This is a genomic window from Pontibacter rufus (assembly GCF_015694705.1).
Lineage (GTDB): Bacteria > Bacteroidota > Bacteroidia > Cytophagales > Hymenobacteraceae > Pontibacter > Pontibacter rufus.
Genome location: NZ_JADQDR010000006.1, coordinates 40,839 through 61,052, shown reverse-complemented (window position 1 = coordinate 61,052; position 20,214 = coordinate 40,839). Strand labels below are relative to the sequence as shown.

Here is a 20,214-nt window from a genome sequence, read left to right as displayed (position 1 = left end):
AATTTTACATAAAATAGCTTATTTTCAAACATATACTTAGTATAAATTAATGTTTTAGCCATTTAATTATTGTGGATCAGATTGTCGAACAGAACAGGGGGTAAGCGGGCTGTTTACTAGTTGCTTATGGTTTTATTGAGTTTCTGATGAACTGCAGTTTTGCACGTAAAGAAAGCCCGGATAAGATAAAGTATAATCCGGGAGTGGTGTGAACCTGCTTTGAGGGGCGCGAAATCAAACGCATGTAGTTACAGACAGCTGCCATCCATACTTACCATACCCAGGTAGGGCAGATAACTTTGCGGCGGTTGTTGAGCTTAAAGCCAACCACTACTTCGTGGCTGCCGGCGCTTACCTGGTTCATGCTGGAGGTGGAGAGGTCATAAGAATAGCCAATGTCCAGCAGCGTACTCACGTTTATGCCTGCCATTACGGCCATTGCATCGTGGTGCCGGTAAGATACGCCGCCCCATATGCGCTGCAGATACAAGGCCCGCAGGTTAAAGTCTATAGCAGGCGCAGCTGACTCCGTGGCTTTCACCATCACAGACGGAACAACAGACAGGTCGCTGCTGAGTGGCAGGCGCAGCCCCGCGGTGCCATAAAAGTGTGGCTGCTGGCGCAGGTGCGGCTGACTGATGGTGCCGCCCTGCGCAAAGTCGCTGCCGTTGCGCAGCAGCTGCCCGCCCGATACGCCCACATAAAAGTCCGGGCTGTAAAGCCAGAAGCCAAGCGCCAGATCTGCTTTCGTCGCATTCTGCACCGCTCCGGACAAGTATGGGTCACCCGGATCAAAGACAGCAGCGTTTTGTGTGTTCAAAGCAAATTGGGTGATACCACTGGAAATGCCGCTGGCGAGCGTAAGATAGCGGTTCAGAGGCAGGTGGTACGAGTAGCTCAGGTTAAGGGTAGAGGTGCGCAGGAGCCCGGCCTTGTCCACCATGGCCAGCATCCCCACGCCGTGGTGCGGTACAGCGCGCTTGTACCTGTTCTGCTTCGAAAAGCCTCCGCGGCTGGAGTTGGAGGACCCGATTCCGTTATTACCCAGCGATCCGTGTAGCGTGGCATAAAAGCTGGTAGGTGCGCCCTCCAGTCCTGCCCACTGCGTTCTGTAGCCAAGGCGAAAATCTGTATAGCTCTCAATGCCGCCAACAGCCGGGTTAGTCAGGTAATTATTCTGCACATATTGGCTGTATTGTGGCCGCTGCTGTGCCAGCGCAGCAACAGCAGTTATCAAGCAAAGTATGGCTCCCAGTAAAATTCTTCTCATTTCTCTCAACTATCTTGCAAACTGATGCTTCACGGCTCCGGGCATTCTAGCCGAAGGCGATAAAACCCGGCTGTTGCAGCACATATTCTTTGTATAAAATTTCCGCCTGCAGCTGTCTGGCGCTATACAACTTAGAGGCTTTGGAATTATACTTTAACAATATAGTTTTTGAGCCTTTCAAGCCTTTGTTATACTTGCTTTTGTTATAAGTAAATTTGTGCTTTACAAAGCAATATGTTCCATCAAGCTTTAACAAACATACAATAAATTGTCTTATGAAGAACCATTGGATAAAAAAAATTATCTTATTGCCAGGGCGGAAAGGTATTGATAGAAAATATTTAAACAGGATTTAAGTAGTACAGGCAAGTAGCCACCAGGCGTCGTGTGTCAGCAGTGGCGGTAGAGTGTTTTATAAGATTATGCAGTGGCCCTCCAGAATACCCGCCAACATGTGGCAACAGCAACTATTCCGTCTTTGTTACGAGCGTAGCTTATCCCGACCAGATTAGGGTATAGTATAGAACTGAAGTATAATATGCAGTGGGCCTGACGGGTACAGAATTTAAAGCTCGTCCTGCAGTATAATCTTAGGTGTGAACGAATGCGCGGCAATAGCGCTCTGTTACTTTAATGCCACCAGAAAAGGCCTTCCCGCTAAAGGTGCAACCCACTTCCGGAGGCAGCATAAGTTGCAAACACATCCCATGTTGCGGTAATATAACTCCCGGCTACGCACCTTCCTGAAAATTTTACACGTGAGCAAAAGGATTGCCGGCACCGGCAAAAACGGGCTTACATATACAGCCGGTTCCTGGTTGTAACTTCAGTGTTTTAGCTTTCGCATAAAAATATAAAAGAAACAATAATTTATAAATAGGGTTCTATAATTAAGAACTATTAGTGAATTTTATAGTATAATTGCAATGCTAAATTAGATATTAGGTAAGATGAAAATACCTGAATATGTCTTTTAATGCCATACTTCGGGTACAAAGTAGAATCAAATAGCTGTGTAGCAATGATTTGTTTCTGCTTTTCATTTACTGGTAGTTGTAGCCATAAACCTGGCTGGATTACCTGCTGGATAAAGCTGCTTCCTTAAATGCAACAGGGATTTGTAATGCCTGTATGAAAACATTCTTAGATTTTGTTAGCCCTTTGTGGTGCCAGCAGAGCAAGCTCTGATGCCTCCCGGCCGAACCCGATATCTTTAACCCTTAATGCTGCTACTGCCGATTATGAATAAAAGGATTACCCACTTGCTTTCACCCATACCTGGCAAATGTTTGTCGTGGTTTGTTACAGGGATGCTGCTGGTGGTTTTGATGTGTATTTTTACGGAGGTCTCAGCTCAGAGCGGGGGGGACTGTGAAGCAACAGCAGATCCAGGTGAAATCGACGGGCCAACGCAAGTTTGTTACGGTGCTGGTGGCGTGGTATATTCGGTTGCTGCAGGAGATGCTTCCTATACTTATGAATGGACATTGCCTGAAGGTGCCTCAATCATTACTGGTGATAAAACCAACGAAATTACGGTTGATTTTAATGATGCTGCAAGCGGAAACAGAAACATAACAGTAACGGCTGTAAACGGATGTGGAGACAAATCTGCAGCTATGTCAAGTCTTGGTTTAGAAATTTATCCTTTGCCGAAGGAACCTGCTACGACTGCAGTCACTCGCTACGGCCCTGGTTCTGTTCAATGGGCAGCTTCCGGAGCACCTGAAGGAGGCAGCTACCCTTGGTATGTCTCTAATACTACTGCAGAACCTATTGCCGGTGCAACTGCTGCTGTTTATGATACCCCTAAATTAACTCAACCAACTACAACATACTATGTAGCTACTGTTAGCACCGCCGGGTGCGAAAGTAGCATCAGATCTGACGTTGCAGCTTATATTAAGGCATTGCCTGAAGCAACAATAGAGAAGGTGAATCCCGGAGAAAATCAATGTGGTAATCCGAATGTAAATGAGTCTGTTGAATTTGCCCTTACTGGTAGTACCAAGAATGCTGCAAATGGTATATTAAAATGGGAAGCATTCTATGAAGAAGGCAGTGGAATAACAAGAGTAGATATAGATTATCCTACTACTACTACACCGAAGGTTCATGTATTTGGTACCGGAAGTGTAACCGTTAGGTTTACAGCTACCAACGATGGTTATACTTCTACACCTGCTGAGATTATTCTTAAGGTTAATCCGGTTGCTAAGTCTATAGGAAGCATAAAATCTGACCCGGAAAATCCTATAGCTGGAAAGGCCGGCAAATTTACTGTGGATTCCAATATCATAGAGAATGGAAATGTAGGATCATATCAATGGTATACCAACGAAGGGGGCAGCGGTGAGGACAAATGGAAACTTGTGCCTATAGATAATCAAACCGGAAGATTTAAAACATTAGAAATAACTTCAGTGCCTACAACTTTACTACAGGTAAGATGCGACATTACACCTATATATACAAATAACTGCTACACAAACTTAAGTGCAACAACAGGGGCATATACAATCGAATCAGAATTGATTGTTCTCCCTGTCGAAATCATATACCTGCAGGCCAGCAAACAAGGCAGCAACGTGGTGCTGGAGTGGGCGACGGCGCAGGAGGAAAACAACAAAGGCTTTTTTGTGGAGATGTCTACAGACGGTTTGAGCTACACAAGCCTGGGCTTTGTAGAAAGCAAAAACGGCAACGCCGCGGTAGAGCAGCTTTACACTTTCACAGACAGGGAAAGAGGCAAGCAAGGTACCCGCTATTACCGTCTCAGGCAGGTAGACGTGGATGGCACTACCGCCTACTTCGGCCCCAAAACAGTAAACTTCGGAGCTGCAGCCAACCGGGTGCAGGTATACCCTAATCCCTTCAGCAGCGAAATTAACCTCGATATTGAAGCAGCGCGGGCAGGAACCGTTATTGTCACGGTAACCAACGCATTGGGAAGGCAGCTGCTGCAGCGCAAAATATCCGTGCAGCCAGGAGCTAATCCCGGGAAACTGATGCTGGATGCGCATCTGCCGCAAGGCATGTATTTTATACATACCCAAATGGGCGACCTGCATAATTCCTTTAAGATGCTGAAACAGTAACAAATCCATCCTTTGAAACAGAAAGAGCCAGGTAAAATGCCTGGCTCTTTCTGTTTTATAGTGGTAAGCAACCCCGCTAATCGCCAGCCAGCGTTATGCCATCCGTCAGCACTTCAGATCAGCGGCTGGCAAAGCGCTGATCACCGGTCATTTTCATGAGAGTATAAATTCTTTTCCTCAGTCCGCTTCGGTGGTCATGCTGCAAACGTATGTCACTGGTTTACGCCACCTGTGAGGTGAACGTGTGGTTTAGCGGGTTAATTTAAAGTATAAAAGTATCCTATAACCAGAAGGTGACTGAGTTGTAATTTATTTGGCTGGGCTATTATCGCTGCAGCAGGTAAAACGTGTCTGCTATAGGCCTTCAGTACAAAAAACTACTTTGCAAAAAGCTCCCCCGTTCCGCACATAAAAAGCTTGCTGCCGGCCCGGGTAGTTTTTATATTCTATAAATTGTATTTATAAAGTATTGATAATCAATAAAAAGGTAGAACAATAATCTCTGTTCAGAGTATTAAACATTAATAATAGTTGCCCTGTTTACTTCAAGTGTCATGAAAACCGGATAAGTATAGCAGCGAGCGAACCTGTCCTGAACCAAAACCAATCACTATTTAACTAAAGCTATGAAATTAAAATTTTACCTGCTTGCCGTCTTTCTGATAAGTAGCCTGCCTGTAGTTGCTCAGTACAAAACTGTTATGTTTAATTATGAGCGGGCCTATTTCAACGATGGGCAACCCCTGCCTGCCGAAAGCAAATTTATCATTACAGGCGATGTGCCTCCCCGCATTGGTATGGTGGTGGTAAAAGTATATGCTTCTGCCGACACAGACGAAAAACCGCTCTACCAGAATGGCTGGACAGAACAGCTATCGGGCCGCAGAAACATATTTACAGTTCCTGTAAACCAGCCTTTGCGGGGCAACGAGGAGTATACGTTCGTGCTGAACTATTATTCTAAAGTTCCTACCCGGCAACAGCAACAGCTTTTACAGCAGCTCGACGCCGCTTTGTGGGCATACATCGACCAGTCGTACCAGGTAAACCGAAGCAGCATCGAACTGCGGAAACACCCCAGGATTATGCGCAGCGACATGAATGCTATTGTAAATCAGGGACTTTTACTCTACCGGAACCAGCTTAACACCGATTTCAGCGGCTTTTCTGATATTATACTTGAAAAGCTGGATCAGATTGAAGATTTAAGGCTTAGCAAAGCCCGCTTCAATGTTTTCTCCAGAGAAAAGGAGGATGCTAAAACCTTACGGCTGCGTTATGCGCAGGAGCAGTTGGAGGCGCTTAAAACAATGGTGAGCCAGGAGGTGGCGCAGTATGTGGGAAGGCAGCTATACGTGCTGACCGACACCAAAAAGATGGCGGATTATGCCACCGAGAAAACCAAGAACGTTATCGCCATCAATGCCGGCTACGGCGGCGTTTACTACTCCGGCGATGTAGACAACTTCTCCTCGGATACTGCTCCGTATGTAGGCATTTCGATTCCGTTTGGCAAAGCGCCTTTTTCTTCTGCTTTCTGGGAACGAACCAGCATCTCTACGGGCGTGTTCCTGCAGAACTTTAAATTTGGCGAGAATGCGGTGGCTACCGGGCCGCTGGTACAACGCCCCATTTTTCTGGCGCTGGGCTACCGGGCACTGCCTTTTATACGTGTCAACGCGGGCGCTACTTTGCTGCAAAACGATCAGGGCGGTAACTCTATTTCAGACCTTAACTTCGACAGAATGTATGTCAGGCCATTTGTGGGGCTGAGCATCGAAGTTAATCTGTGGCTGAACCTAAATCGTTAGTCATGAAGCAGCTTAGTATAACTGTTCTTTTGCTGCTTGGCTGGCTGAGTGCCGCCGCGCAGCACGATTTGTATAACTGGCAGCTGAAAGGCTATACCGGCATTGCCAATTATTACAATACCGCCAAAAACACCGACGATTACTTTAAAGCCTATGATAATTTGTTATACCGTTTCGAAGTCGGCAGGAGCCTGGGCAATACGTTAGGACTGGCGGCAGGTGTTACTTATGGAAATGTACGGGGCCTCGGGCAGGCAGGCGAAGCTTTTACGACAGAAGCCCGGATGGCTTCTGTACGCTTATACTTTTATACCGATAATGGCTGGCTGCTTAACACCTCGGCTTTTGTGTCGCCTTACTTTTTTGGCGGATACGGCCTGAGTACGCTGCAAACAGACTATAACGGCGCCAGCCGCGAAACAAACCAGATGCAGGTGGTACCATTTGGCTTAGGCCTGAAGTTCAGGCTTGCGGAAAGATGGCAGCTCGACCTGCATACCGAAGCCGTGTATAACACAAAAGCGCACCTTACCGAAGTTGCTCCGGAGCAAAACGACTATAACAACACCATCCTGCACACCGGTTTGTCGCTGGCTTACAGTTTCGGGTTTAAAAAGTCTACCTTCAAAGCGCCTGTTCTTTACGCAGGCTTCCTGCCGCCGCCCGCTCCTGTTGCCGGTCCGGCTAGGCCTGCCCGCAGAAGTATGCTGGATTATATACTGGAACTGGAGCCCAGAAAAGTGCAGCTCAATACCTTATCTCCGGAAGACAGCCTGGTAGAGGCTGCCCGGCGGGTACAGCCCGTCGCCGTACCGGACACGCTTCGGGTACCAACTGATCGGCTCGCCGTATACGACACCATTCCGATAATAAAAATAGACAGCCTGCAACTGGTGCAGGATACTACCGGCTTACGCAGTAAAAAGGAGCTTGTACAGCTGCCGGATTCTGTTGATGTAGATAGCATGAGGCGGACTGTCGATGTAGAAAGGGCCTATCGCATAGCGGATGAACGCGCAACGGAAGAGGATGAGCAGATAGTAGAGGCAGATACTACGCAGCTTGCTCCCGCTATTGAAATGTTATCTGATACCATGACAAGCAGAAACCTGCGGCAGCAGCAAATGAGGTTACGGGAAAGAGAGCGAAGTGTAAGGCAACGGGAGCAGGACGTGAGAGACCGGGAGCAGGAAGCGCGGGAGCGGGAATTGGATGCCCGGGAACGCGCCCTGGATGAAGCAGCAGGAATAAGGGAGGAGCGCGCACGCGATAATACAGCAGGGCGGCTGACGCCTGCTGAACAACGGGAGCGTGCCCGTGTAGAACAAACACGGGTACAGGAGCCGATAAGAATAACACAGGAGAGACCCCGTACAGTGTATGTGCCCGACACACGAACTATCAGGGTGGATGGAAACCGTGCCTCCCAGGTTGATCCAAATACTGTGTTGTTGCTCGAACAGGACAGAAGAGAACTGGATGCAATAAACAGAAATAACCGCCAGCTCCGCAGCAGGCTTGATTCCCTTCAGGCAGCCACAGCTGTTGATACCAGCCAGGGCCGGCAGCAAGGTGCGCCCGTAACCGTTGTGGATGAAGAACTGCTGCAGTACATGCAACAACAGGCAAAACTGAACGACAGCATCATGCACCGGCTGGGATTTTATGAAAGTGAGCTGCAAAGGTTGCATGCTGCAGAAGCCGCCACACCTGTAAGAGCAGATGTGGCCAGCACAGCCAACGTGTTCTTCGGGTTAAATTCTTCAACGGTGCCTGCTGCAAGTTACGACGAACTGCTTGCTATGGCGGCCCTACTTAAAGCTAACCCGGACCTGAAACTGAACCTAACCGGTTATACTGATCAGACAGGCGATGCGAAGTATAACATGGTGCTAAGCCGCAAAAGAGCGGCGGCCGTTGCTGATTTTATGAAAGCTCAGGGAATAGCCGCAACGCGCATTACGACCGCACATGCCGGTGAAGTGGAGTCGGGCGGTACTGCTAACCCTGCTTTCCGGCGGGTAACACTCGAAATAACAAAGTAAGATCCTGAAGAAGGTTTTTAACACGTGCCATGGCGCAGCCAACCCGGCTGCGCCATGGCACGTTATTAGGAGGCAACTAATCAACAGACATCATGGAACAGGAACATACAACTTTACTAAAAAACTATACCAAAGAGGAGAAAGGCGCTTATTTTGGGGCGCTGGCTACCATGGCCTCTGCTGACGGCCATGCATCGGAAGAAGAACTCGAGTTTCTGAAACTAATGGGCGAAGCGGCCGAATTATCCGACAAAGTACAGCAGGAGGTGATACAGATTGCAAAGAGCCCATCCGTTATCGATCTGCGCAAGTGCCTCGATGTGCTGAAAGGCAGCCAGCTTCGTTTCGCTTTTGTAACCGATATTATCAGCTTTGCCAAAGCAGACGGGCAGTATTCGGCGGAGGAGCAGAAAAAAATTGAAGAAATGGCCGATTACCTGGGCATCGACCAGAACCAGTTTAGTATACTGGACGAGTTTGTGAACAAGGCAGGCGAGGCCAGGCAGCACGGTGAAGATCCGACTTCGCAATCTTTCCTGAACAAAAGCGGCTTTGGTGATATGTTTAAAAAGGCAGGCATTTCACCGGGCATGGTAACTGGCATACTGGGTGTACTGGCACCACTCGTAATCGGAAGTATGCTCAGCGGCGGGCGCAGGCATTACGGCGGCGGCATGGGTATGGGCGGCGGTTTGCTCGGCGGTTTACTGGGTGGCGGCATGACGGGCGGAGGCATGTACGGCGGCCGGGGGTATGGCGGCGGACTAGGCTCTATTATTTCTATACTTGGCGGCCTGAACGGCAGGCGCGGCTACGGCAGTATGGGTTCCGGCGGACTAGGTTCTTTACTGGGAGGCTTGTTTGGTGGCAGACGCCGTGGCTGGTAAGCACCTGATAATCATCGGTACGTAGTATAGTATACATGCTTTGTAACATCTGCTTTTTCCTGCTGGGTATGCTGGCCATGTTTTTGATTGCATTAGCCTTTGCCTGGCAGGATACTAAAACGAGGATTTATAGATGGCCTCAGCGGAAATCCCGATAACTATAAACAAGCTGCGCAGACGAGGTAAAGTAGCTTATACTATAAAAGGAAGTGGCGTTTTGCAACGTTACTTCCTTTTATAGTATAAGCTAATCATCCAAAGCGTTCAGCTCCTGCGCAATGAGCCTGCGCAAATCATCTGCGCGCAATAAGCCAAGCACTTTTTTATTTCCAATGATAAAGGTGGGGACGGCAGTTACGTTTACATCTTCATAAGCTGATTTCAGGGCATCCAGGTGTGCCTGCTTATACTTGCCTGTCTGGAGCGCATTCCTGAATTCAGCTTCATCCAGGCCAACTTCTGCTGCCAGCCTGGCCAGTACGTCTGTGTTGCCGATGTCCTGCTCTTCCTGAAAAAAAGCGGTGAACATACGATGCGTATACTGTTCGCCCAGGCCCTGCTCTCGGGCATACTGGTATCCTTCAAAAGCGAGGTGCGTGTGCGGCTGTGGCGATACGTTGGGCAGCACAATGGGTATGTCAAGTTGCTGCGCCATGGGGTACACGGAGCTTTGCCAGGTGCTTTGCAGGTAGTCTTCTTCAGGCTTGAGCGTTGGCGTAGGATAAGGGCGCAGCTCATACGGCATCCACTCTATGGCTACTTTATCTTCCATACCTTGCAGCGCCCGCTCCAGCACCACTTCACCCAGAAAGCAGTAGGGGCAAACATAATCCGAATATACTTTTATCTGTAACATCAATAATAAATTTAATTTGAGTATATCTTTTTACCCGCTGCTGCTGTGCTTTGTTTGGAGGCAGGTAAAAATGCAGCTTATTTTTTAGTAGCTTGGTAGCGAAAACAAGCAAGTATGATTCGATACATCATTACCACGCTCTGCCTGGCACTCAGCCTGGTGGCGTGCCGGCAGCAGCCGCAAACAAATGCCGGAACAGCAACACAAAATAACCCGGTAGCAACCAAAGTATACTACCCTGGCAAAGGCGATAACTGGGAGCACAGGCAGCCGGAGCAGCTGGGCCTGGATGCAGCCAAACTGCAACAAGCCGTGGAATGGGCGAAAACCCAGGAAACCACGCAAATGGAAAAGGATTTCTCGACACAGGAAGAGATCTTCGGCAAACTGCTCGGCCCTATTCCCAACGACAGGGCCGGCACCAACGGCATTATTCTGAAAGATGGTTACATCGTAGCTGAGTGGGGCGATACCAAAGCCGTAGACCCGACTTACAGTGTAGCAAAAAGTTTTTTGTCTACCATACTTGGCCTGACCATAGCGCGCGGCATGATCCAAAGTATAACCGACCCGGTAGCCAAATATGTGCACGACGGCGGCTACGACTCAGCTCATAACAGCAAGATAACGTGGGAAGACCACGCGCGGCAAACGAGCGAGTGGGAAGGCGAACTGTGGGGCAAGAACAGCAACTTTATCGGGCATGAGGCTTTTGGCAAGGGCGAGCGCAAGCCGCGCGAACTGCAGGAGCCCGGCACCTACTACGAGTACAACGATGTGCGCATTAACCGCCTGGCTTTGTCGCTGTTGCGTTTATGGGAAAAGCCGCTGCCGGAGGTGCTGGAAGATGAAATTATGGACCCCATTGGCGCTTCCGGCACCTGGCGCTGGGTGCCTTATTATAATTCCAAGGTAAGTATAAATGGCAAAGAAATGCCTTCGGTGAGTGGCGGCACGCGCTGGGGCGGCGGCCTTTGGATAAGTGCCCGCGACGAAGCCCGGTTCGGATACCTGTATCTGCGCAATGGCCGCTGGAAAGACAAGCAACTGGTGCCGGCGGAATGGGTGACAAAAGCGACAGGTAGCCGCGGCCCGGTTGGCCCGGACTACGGCTACCTGTGGTGGCTGAACACCGAAGGCAAAGCTTGGCCAGATGCGCCCACCACGAGCTACGCTGCGCTGGGTGCCGGTCCCAACACTATCTGGGTAGATCCGGAACATGACATTGTGCTGGTATGGCGCTGGCACTATGGCAATCCCAACGAGCTGATCAAACGCGTGCTCGCAGCAGTGCAGGAGTAGAAATAAGTTTAATTTATAATAAGTATAGGTGCTGATTTTGCCGTCCTGAAAGTAGGCCTGGCGGCTTGAAACAGGGGCTTTGCTACCGCTGCTAAGTTCTTTTGCAGAGCAACAGCCCTGATTTATACTTACATTGGTTTATTAATCCTGCGCTGGCGCTTTGCTGTTGATGCCGGGCCGGTGTCTTGTAAATTTCGTATGCCTTATTCATGTCTTCTTCTTACGTTTTAAATACAACGCTCCCCAAAAGGGTCCATCGGATAGCTGTCGGGGTAGTTTTCTTTTTGCAGGGGTTATGCTTTGCCAGCTGGGGAGCGCGTATCCCTACCATTCAACAGAAGCTGGGGTTGTCGGAGGCGGCTTTGGGACTGGTGCTGTTTGCTTTACCGGCGGGGCAGATGCTGTCGCTTCCTTTTTCGGGATGGATAATTGCCAGAACGGGGAGCCGGAAGGTGGTAACGGTGGCGGTGTTGCTCTATGCACTTGTTCTTGTAACGCTGGGCATGGCAGCCACCAGGATGCAGTTGGTGGCAGGCCTTTTTTTGTTTGGTATAGCAGGTAACCTGGTAAACATTGGCATCAATACACAGGCAGTGGGCGTGGAGGCGTTATACCAGCGTTCGATTATGGCCTCTTTTCACGGATTGTGGAGCCTGGCGGCTTTTACCGGCGCTGCGGTGGGTACGCTGATGATTGGCGAAAACGTGTTGCCGCAGCAGCATTTCACATTAATTGCCGTGGTGTCGGCTATAACTGCTGTGGCTGCGTTCCGGTTTATACTTCCCGAAGATATCGACGCAGATAAAAAGCAGCCTGTTTTTGTTATGCCGGATAAATCATTGCTAAACCTGGGGCTCATTGCCTTTTGTTCCCTTATCTGCGAAGGCGCTATGTTCGACTGGAGCGGCGTATACTTCAAAAAGGTGGTGCTGGCAGAGAATGCATGGGTGGGCCTGGGTTATACGGCTTTTATGTGTACCATGGCTTCCGGACGCTTTGTAGCCGATTGGTTCACGAGCCGTTTCGGTATGAAAACCATTTTGCAAGGCAGCGGCATATTGACAGCTTCGGGCTTGCTGCTGGCGGTTGCTTTTCCGAACATTATAACGGCTACTGTTGGTTTCCTGCTGGTGGGGGCAGGCGTATCGTCGGTAGTGCCCCTGGTGTATAGCGCAGCCGGAAAAACGAAGGTCATGTCTGCAGGCGCAGCACTGGCAGCGGTTTCCACGATTGGCTTCCTGGGTTTTCTGCTTGGTCCGCCGCTGATAGGTCTTGTCGCGGGCGCCACCAGTTTGCGGGTGTCGTACTGCATCATCGCTTTTATGGGGCTTTGTGTTACTTTAGTAGCTTCGAAGAGTAAATCGCTGTAGGTAAGGATACAAGTATCAGAACACAGGATTTTTAAAGTATAAATTACCTTCACTAGCGCAGGTGAGAAGCAAAGCATCACTTGTGCTGGTACATGAGAGCAAATTTTCAGACTTTCAGTTCAGGTTCAGCACAATTTCCTTTTCCTGGCGCAAGCATCCGCTTGCGGCTTGCTCTTGTAGTAGGGGAAGCTGGAATCCCTTCTTGCATCGTTGGCACAAGCGGACGCTTGCGCCGGAGAGAATAAAAAAACAAAGGCTACTTCCGCTAAGCAGAAGTAGCCTTTGTTTTTTTATTTATACTTACTGTTTAATCACAGATCAACCCGGCAGCTTCAGTTTCCTCGTGCCAGTCGAAGGAGGAGCCTGTTTTGCTGTTCTCCCAAAAGAATTTGCCTGGCTTGTGGTTATAGTTGCCGATTTCGGCCATGGTTTCGGAGTCATACAAGCGGCCGTTTACCATGGTATACTTCACGCTCTCGGAATTCTGGATGTTCTCCAGCGGGTTCTTGTCCAGCACAATTAAATCAGCCAGTTTGCCTGTTTCCAGCGAGCCGATGTCGCTGCCCATGCCCAGGTACTGCGCCCCGTTCAGCGTAGCGGCGCGGAGGGCCTCCATGTTCGTCATGCCGCCTTGCTGCAACATCCAGAGTTCCCAGTGTGCACCCAAGCCCTGCAGCTGCCCGTGGGCACCCAGGTTTACTTTTACGCCCGCATCGTTCAGGGCTTTTGCTGCTTTGGAAGTGGCAATGTAGCCGCCTTCATACTCCTCGTCCGGCGACTGCACCACACGGCGCGAGCGGCTGTCGATAACGGAGCGGGGCGTAAAGCGCAGCAGGCGCTCTTTTTCCCATACCTTGGTATGCTGGTACCAGTAATTCTCGCCGGAATTGCCGCCATAGTTTACGATCAAAGTAGGGGTATAGCCAGTGTTGCTGGCGCTCCAGAACTCAATTACGTCCTTATAGACCGGGGCAATCGGAATGTTGTGCTCCACGCCGGAGTGGCCGTCCATTACCATCGTCATGTTATGGAAGAAGGTCGAGCCGCCTTCCGGCACCACAGTCATATCCAGAGCGCGGGCGGCTTCAATGACCTGCTGGCGCTGCTCGCGGCGGGGCTGGTTGTAGCTCTTCACCGAAAAACCGCCGGCAGCCTGGATGCGGCGCAGGTGCGACATCGCGTCTTCTTCACTGTTGATAACGGCTTTAAAATCACCATCGGCACCATACAAAACCGTACCGGTAGAGAAAATGCGCGGCCCTACCATAACTCCTGATTTTACAGCTTCCGACTGGCTGAACACCATTTCGGTAGTGGAAGAAGGGTCGTGCGTTGTCGTAACACCGTAAGCCAGGTTGGTAAAATAAGCCCACTGTTTCTTCGGGCTCATGCCGTTGCGGAAGGTGCCCATGTGCGAATGTACGTCCACAAAGCCGGGCATGATGGTTTTGCCGGCGGCGTCGATCACTTTGGCATCCTTCGGCACTGCTATACCTTTACCCACCGCCACAATACGGTTGCCGTCTACTACAATAGTACCGTTTTCAATCACTTCATCGCCTTTCATCGTGATGATGCGGGCGTTGGTAAAAGCTACTTTGCCCTCCGGCACATCAGTTTGCAGCACCAGGCCGATTTTTATACCTGTCGTATCGGTGGCTGGCAGTTCGTCGGGTGCACCTGCCACAAACTTGAAGCGGTCTTTCAGGTCGTTGGTGAAGTATTCGTCGCCCAGTACCCAGTGTATCTTTTTGCTGTCTGCAGACCAGCCAATGCTGGTGCCGGCGTCGCGGGTGAAGCGGGCTACGGGCACGGCTTTGGTTTCGGCGCTCAAATCAAGACCAGCACCATTGGCTGTAAGCGGGGCAATATAACCATTGAACAACTCCACAAAGGCCAGCCACTTGTTGTCCGGGCTTGGGTGGAATTCGGTGGTATACTTAGAAGTATAGTGTGTGATTTCTTCCTTGCCCTGCAGGTTTATACTTTTAAAAGCAGTCTTGTCGCCTTCCGAGCCTGTGTAGAAAATGCGGTCGGAGGTGGCGTTGAAGAGTGGGGTAGAGCCGTGCTCTGTTACAAGCGTTGCTTTGCTGCCATCCGCCGCCATATAGTAAATGCCGGCATCTTTGCCAAAAGCATAGCCCATGTGGTTGTTGCCCCTGTCCTTTTTATACACGATATACTTGCCGTTGGGCGAGAACGACGGTTCCACGTAAAACCCTTTCTCAGTGGTCAGCTTCTCTGGTTTCGGGTTCTTCTTGCGGAGGTCGAGTTTCATTAAAGCACCATAATTCTCATCGTCCCAGGTAGAGTACACGATAGACTTACCATCAGGTGAGAAAGCCGGGTAGAATTCGAAATCCTGGCCTTTGGTAAGGCGCTCGGGCTTGCCGTTGGGTAGTTCCTTTTTATAGATGTAACCCGCTGCGTTAAACACCAGCGTTTTGCCATCCGGCGAGGTAACTGCATGGCGAATAGCTTTGGCTTTGAATTGCTTTGGAGAGATGCCTTCTTTGCTGAAATCGTGGCGCACGGCCTGTGTGATGTGGTGCGTAGCGGTGGCCTCAAAGGGAATAACGGTTGCTTTTTGCGTCGCCACATCCACTTTGTTGATTTTGCCGCCGGCCCAGAACACGATGCTCTTGTCGTCGGGCGTCCAGGAGAAGTTGGGGTATACGCCGAAAATCGCCCAGGCTTCCTGCTGGTCGTGGTTCAGCTTGTCGTAAATCGGCCATTCTTCGCCGGTCTTTAAATCATGCAGAAACAGCACCGATTTGGTACGCACGCGGCGCACAAAAGCCAGCCGTTTTCCATCGTGCGAGATAGTAGGGCGCACGGCACCGCCGGTTCCGGTTACTTCATTGTCAATTTCGCCGGTGTTGCGGTCCACGCGACGAATCACGTAAATCTGGCCGTTCGGGTCTTTGTTATACTCAAAGGTATTGCCGCCGCTCATGTCTTCGGAGAAGTACACATACTTGCCATCCGGCGATACAAAGGGCTCGCCGGCGTCCTGCTGGTCGTTTTTGCGCTTGGTGAGCTGCACGCCGCTGCCCCCGGAAATATGGTACATCCACATTTCGCCTGCGCCCAGTGAGCGGGTGCCGGTAAAGTGCTTGCGGGCAATCAGGTATTGGCCATCGGGCGTCCAGACAGCATTATTTAGTAACCGGAAATTCTCGTTGGTTACCTGGCGCGGACTGGAGCCGTCGTGGTTCATCACCCAGATGTTATCGCCACCTGCTCTATCCGAAGTAAAGGAAATGAGTTTGCCATCGGGACTAAAACGGGGTTGTACGTCAAAGGCGCGGCCGCCGGTGAGCAGCTTTGCTTTTCCGCCGGTGATAGGCATCAGGTAAATATCGCCGAGCATGTCGAACACGATTTCCTTGCCGTCCGGGCTCACGTCCACGCTCATCCAGGTGCCTTCGTCGGTGGTGATGGTGACGTCTTTCTGCGGACCGTGGGCATCTTCCACTTTCCACTTGGGTGTTTCTTTTTTGTCCTGGGCATGGGCCGCGCTGAAAGGGAGGGCCAGCGCTGCCGCCAGAAACATACTCAGGTAAGTACGCTTGTTCATTGAAAGGGTGATTTAACTTGGTTTGTGCTACAAGTTAAGCAATTAGCGGGAGAGGTGAAAGGGGGAGGAGGTTGCTAAAAGTTTCTCTGCCGCAAGTTTAAGTGCAGCGGCAACTTGTGGCTTTTCATGAGGCCAGTTTGTAACTTGCGTGGATTACTAATTGCGGGGCTATGCTGCATTAAATAGCGCTTGATGGAAGTATAGCTGCCAATCTTCGCAGCTATACTTTCGCCAGTTATAAACTGGCTTCATATCTACCACAAGTTGCCGCTGCGCTCAAACTTGCGGTAGAAGAGCTTGTAAGAACAGGTTGCGACCTGTCCCTATAGCGCCGGGAACTTGCTATCCTGCTGTTCTTTATTTTGTAGCTGCAGCAGGGCATCGGCGGCGGTATGCACGGGCAGCTGGCAGGTTTTGTTGTAGCACACGTATACCGTGGTTTTGCCTTGGAGGGTAATTTTATCTTCCAGCAGCGGGATGTTGGTCGTAGCACCGTTCTTTCCATTGCTGCCCAGCAAAAGCATGTTGGGCAGGAAAAAGGCGCTGAGTTCGGAGCGCATCTCCGGGGCTTCTTCACCCACAATGGCGACTTCGGCGGTGGGTGTGAGCTTGTAGAAGTATAGCATGGCCCAGTTGCTTAAATGCGACGGCTCTTTCACGACTAAATCCTTTACCTTGCTCAGCATTTCATCCGACAAAGAAGTATACCGTTCCTCATCAAAGTATAAACCCAGGAAATGCAGGTTGGTGGCCATCACGGAGTTGGAAGAAGGCACCACGTTGTCGAAGATTTCCTTTTTGCGGGCGATGAGCTTTTCGGAACTATTGTCTGTAAAAAAGAACATACTTTCAGCTTCGTCAAAGAAGTGCGCTAAAGTATAATCCGTCAGGTTTTTAGCCTCCTGCAGCCATTTTTCATCAAATGTTACTTCGTAAAGCCTGGTGAAGGCACGGATGAGCAAGGCATAATCTTCCAGGAAGCCGTCGATGGTGGCCTTGCCCTTTTTATAGTTGTGGTAGAGCTTCTCGCCTTGCTTAAGCCTGGTAAGTATAAAATTAGCGTTGCGCAGGGCCAGTTCCAGGAAGTGCTTGTTGCCAAACGTATAATAGGCATCGGCCAGGCCTTTCAGCATCAGCGCGTTCCACGAAGTCAGGATTTTATCGTCCAGCCCGGGGCGGATGCGGTTGGCGCGCACGTCCATGATTCTCTCTTTCCAGCCTTGCGCCATCTCCTGCAGTACGTCCAACTCCAGTTCGTTTTCCTGTGCAAATTTTTCGTCGGAAATGCGGCGGTGGAGGATGTTGCGCTCATGCTCAAAGTTGCCCACAGCGGTAACGTTGTAATACTTGGAGAAAAGGGGCTCTTCATCGCCGAGTATATCCTGCAATTCTTCTTTGGTGAAGGTATAAAACTTGCCTTCCTCACCTTCGCTGTCAGCATCCAGCGACGAGTAAAAGCCGCCTTCATCGCTCATCAGTTCCCGCTCTACAAAAGCAATAGTTTCATAGACTACCTCGTGGTACAAGGTTTCGCGGGTAGCTTGGTAGGCTTCGGAATAGAGGCTTACCAGCTGGCTGTTGTCGTAGAGCATTTTCTCGAAGTGAGGCACCAGCCAGTCGGCGTCTACGGAGTAGCGGGCAAAGCCGCCGCCCACCTGGTCGTAAATGCCACCGTAGGCCATTTCGCGCAGTGTGAGGTGTACCTGATTCAGAGCGGTATGGTCGCTGGTGTGGTGGTAATAGCGCAGCAGGAACATATAATTGGTGGGCATCGGGAATTTGGGCGCCTGCCCCAGGCCGCCTTTTTCTTTGTCGAAGCGGGTGCTCAGGTTGTAGCCCATCAACCGGAAATCATCTTCGCGCACATGGTAGTTGCTCTGGTTCAGGCCATACTTGGCCAGTTCGCTGCGGTTGAGGTGCTCGGCAAACTGCTCTGCCGAGCCGTCCAACTCCGCCCGGTTTTTTTCATAAGCTTCCGCGATGTTCTGCAGCAGGCCCACCCATTGCTTTGGCGGAAAGTAGGTACCGCCGTAAAAAGGTTTGGCATCCGAATTCAGAAACACATTCAGCGGCCAGCCGCCCTGCAGCCCCATCGCGTGCACCGCGTCCATGTACACGGCATCCACATCGGGGCGCTCCTCACGGTCTACTTTGATGCACACAAAATGCTTGTTCATCACAGCCGCTATCTCTTCCTTCTCAAATGACTGATGCTCCATCACGTGGCACCAGTGGCAGGCGGCATAGCCAATGCTTACCAGAATGGGCTTCTGTTCCTGTTTTGCTTTTTGCAGTGCTTCCTCGCCCCAGGGGTGCCAGTCTACGGGGTTATAGGCGTGCTGCAGCAGGTAAGGGCTGCTTTCATGGATGAGGCGGTTTGGGGTTTTATCGCTGTTCATAGGTTGCTGATGCTATACTTTGTTAGTTCGGAATAGACGTAAACTTTATACTTCAACTACAAGGCGCTGAATAGGTTTTCGCCTCGTCGGCTGGGCCTCACTTTTCTCCTTGATGAGATAAACCACCCCGCCTGCGGCACCCCTCCTTGAAAAAAGGAGGGGAGTGCAAAAGAATCAAGTGGAGCATCCCGATGCATATCGGGGACCCTCCAAATCGAGGGCTCCTACCTCCACTCGCTGAACGCTCGAACAGTGGAGTGTCGTAATGTGCACATGGCTAAAGGGTTTGCCCTGTAGCCAAAATGCGGAATTCCCTTTCTTTTTGCTGTTCTACGGGCAAATTAGGAAGAGGTGTTTGGATGGCAAGTATAAACCAGCATTTATACTTGCTGCCGGTGCAGCATGCGTGCTTCTTCCGAAACATCAATTTTATGCTTGCTGGCCAGTTGCTCAAGTTGCTGCAGGGTGTTTTTCAGGAACTTCTGGTGTGCTTCGGATTGCGGGTGGAAGGAGCGGTGCCGGAGGGCGCGTTGCATTTTATCCCAGGCAAGTATATATTCCTGAAAATCCGGCGTATAGTAGGCCTGCACAAACTTCTGCCAGATATAATCCTCAGCTACTTCGGTGGGGTGCAGCATGTCGGGTTTGTAGAAACGGTAGTCGCGAAGGTCATCCAGCATGATTTCGTAGGCCGGGAAGTATAGCACATTGTCGTGGGCTTCTGTCAGTTGATGACACAGCACACGTAACAGCGCTTTGCTTACGCTGTTCGTCTCCAGCGTCTCTTTCAGGTGGCGCACGGGGCTTACGGTGAGCAGCACGTTTATATCCGGGTTTATCGCTCTCAGTTGCGCGTACACCTGCTCAAAGGCCGACTGCATTTCTGCTACTGGAAGCAATATCCTATCGAAGTTGCGGGCGGGCAGCTTGTGGCAATTGGCTACTACCTCGCTGGTGCTTTTAAGTTTGTAAGCGACGGCCGTGCCGAGCGTAATGATGAGCAGCTTCGCCTGTTGCAATTGTTGCTTTGTTTGCTGTAGCCGCTCGCCTATCTGGTTCAGTAAGGTTTGTTTGTCCGGAGAAGACAAGGAGGAATGCAGGTCGTAGGCGTGCCAGATGCCATTATTCTGCACCAGGTGCTCTTCAAAGTTATAGCTCACGCCACAGCCTGCCGCCAGCAAGCGGCATACCGAAAGCGGGTTAAAAATGGTTCCGAACGGATTCACCAACACCTTAACCTTGTTTTGATACAGTTTCGCGCCAATCACGTCTGCAAAGCAGGAGCCGATGGTTAGGACTTTGTCCTGCAGCGAGAGGTTAAGGTTTGTGCCGGCTACGGGTACTTCGGTTCGGAACATCGTTTATACTTCGGTTATACCTGGGTTTAACTGCATCATCTCCTTCGTAGGGACAGGTCGCGACCTATCCGAATTGTACATGGGCTGTCTGAATCAGGATTTACGGGATTCGAGGATGAACAGGATTTATACGAGTGTCCCCCTTTGAAGGGGGTAGGGGATGATTTCTCGTGAAAGACTATTCAAATTAAATCAAAACAGGATTTCCATACTTCAAATGGCAGTTTATACTTTCAGA

At 50.4% G+C, this 20,214-nt stretch carries 11 protein-coding genes; 6 read left to right on the top strand and 5 right to left on the bottom strand.

Features of this window, described 5'->3' with window-relative positions:
* Positions 1–271: 271 nt before the first annotated feature.
* Positions 272–1,270 carry a PorP/SprF family type IX secretion system membrane protein gene (locus I2I11_RS11405; protein ID WP_196267839.1) on the bottom strand — a complete coding sequence of 333 codons (999 nt, stop codon included), beginning with the start codon at positions 1,268–1,270 and terminating at the stop codon, positions 272–274.
* A gap of 1,223 nt (positions 1,271–2,493) precedes the next feature.
* Here I2I11_RS11405 and I2I11_RS11400 point away from each other — a divergent pair.
* The 4 genes from I2I11_RS11400 (at position 2,494) to I2I11_RS11385 (ending at position 9,111) form a co-directional block, all read left to right on the top strand.
* A complete protein-coding gene (locus I2I11_RS11400; protein ID WP_196267838.1) occupies positions 2,494–4,368 on the top strand; it encodes an Ig-like domain-containing protein in 1,875 nt (624 codons plus the stop codon).
* A gap of 626 nt (positions 4,369–4,994) precedes the next feature.
* The gene (locus I2I11_RS11395) at positions 4,995–6,179 is read left to right on the top strand and encodes a hypothetical protein (RefSeq protein ID WP_196267837.1); all 1,185 of its coding nucleotides are present in this window, start codon (positions 4,995–4,997) and stop codon (positions 6,177–6,179) included.
* Between the two features lie 2 nt (positions 6,180–6,181).
* The gene (locus tag I2I11_RS11390; RefSeq protein ID WP_196267836.1) at positions 6,182–8,224 is read left to right on the top strand and encodes an OmpA family protein; all 2,043 of its coding nucleotides are present in this window, start codon (positions 6,182–6,184) and stop codon (positions 8,222–8,224) included.
* A gap of 92 nt (positions 8,225–8,316) precedes the next feature.
* Complete coding sequence (locus tag I2I11_RS11385) at positions 8,317–9,111, top strand: tellurite resistance TerB family protein (RefSeq protein WP_196267835.1); 795 nt, start codon at positions 8,317–8,319, stop codon at positions 9,109–9,111.
* A gap of 247 nt (positions 9,112–9,358) precedes the next feature.
* Here the strand turns inward: I2I11_RS11385 and I2I11_RS11380 are convergent, their stop codons facing one another.
* Positions 9,359–9,967 carry a DsbA family oxidoreductase gene (locus I2I11_RS11380; RefSeq protein WP_196267834.1) on the bottom strand — a complete coding sequence of 203 codons (609 nt, stop codon included), beginning with the start codon at positions 9,965–9,967 and terminating at the stop codon, positions 9,359–9,361.
* 114 nt (positions 9,968–10,081) lie between these two features.
* Between I2I11_RS11380 and I2I11_RS11375 the strand changes: the two genes are divergently transcribed.
* Both I2I11_RS11375 and I2I11_RS11370 read left to right on the top strand, forming a co-directional pair.
* The gene (locus I2I11_RS11375; protein WP_196267833.1) at positions 10,082–11,269 is read left to right on the top strand and encodes a serine hydrolase domain-containing protein; all 1,188 of its coding nucleotides are present in this window, start codon (positions 10,082–10,084) and stop codon (positions 11,267–11,269) included.
* A 209-nt stretch (positions 11,270–11,478) separates the two neighbouring features.
* Positions 11,479–12,639, top strand: a complete 1,161-nt coding sequence (locus I2I11_RS11370) for an MFS transporter (RefSeq protein WP_196267832.1) — start codon at positions 11,479–11,481, stop codon at positions 12,637–12,639.
* A 307-nt stretch (positions 12,640–12,946) separates the two neighbouring features.
* On the opposite strand, the gene I2I11_RS11365 is transcribed toward I2I11_RS11370, so the two are convergent.
* From I2I11_RS11365 to I2I11_RS11355, 3 genes are all read right to left on the bottom strand, one after another.
* Positions 12,947–16,219, bottom strand: a complete 3,273-nt coding sequence (locus I2I11_RS11365; protein ID WP_230680112.1) for an amidohydrolase family protein — start codon at positions 16,217–16,219, stop codon at positions 12,947–12,949.
* A 323-nt stretch (positions 16,220–16,542) separates the two neighbouring features.
* Entirely contained in the window at positions 16,543–18,618 is a 2,076-nt protein-coding gene (locus I2I11_RS11360) for a thioredoxin domain-containing protein (RefSeq protein ID WP_196267831.1), read from the bottom strand.
* 380 nt (positions 18,619–18,998) lie between these two features.
* Entirely contained in the window at positions 18,999–19,976 is a 978-nt protein-coding gene (locus I2I11_RS11355) for a GSCFA domain-containing protein (protein ID WP_196267830.1), read from the bottom strand.
* Between the last annotated feature and the right edge of the window lie 238 nt (positions 19,977–20,214).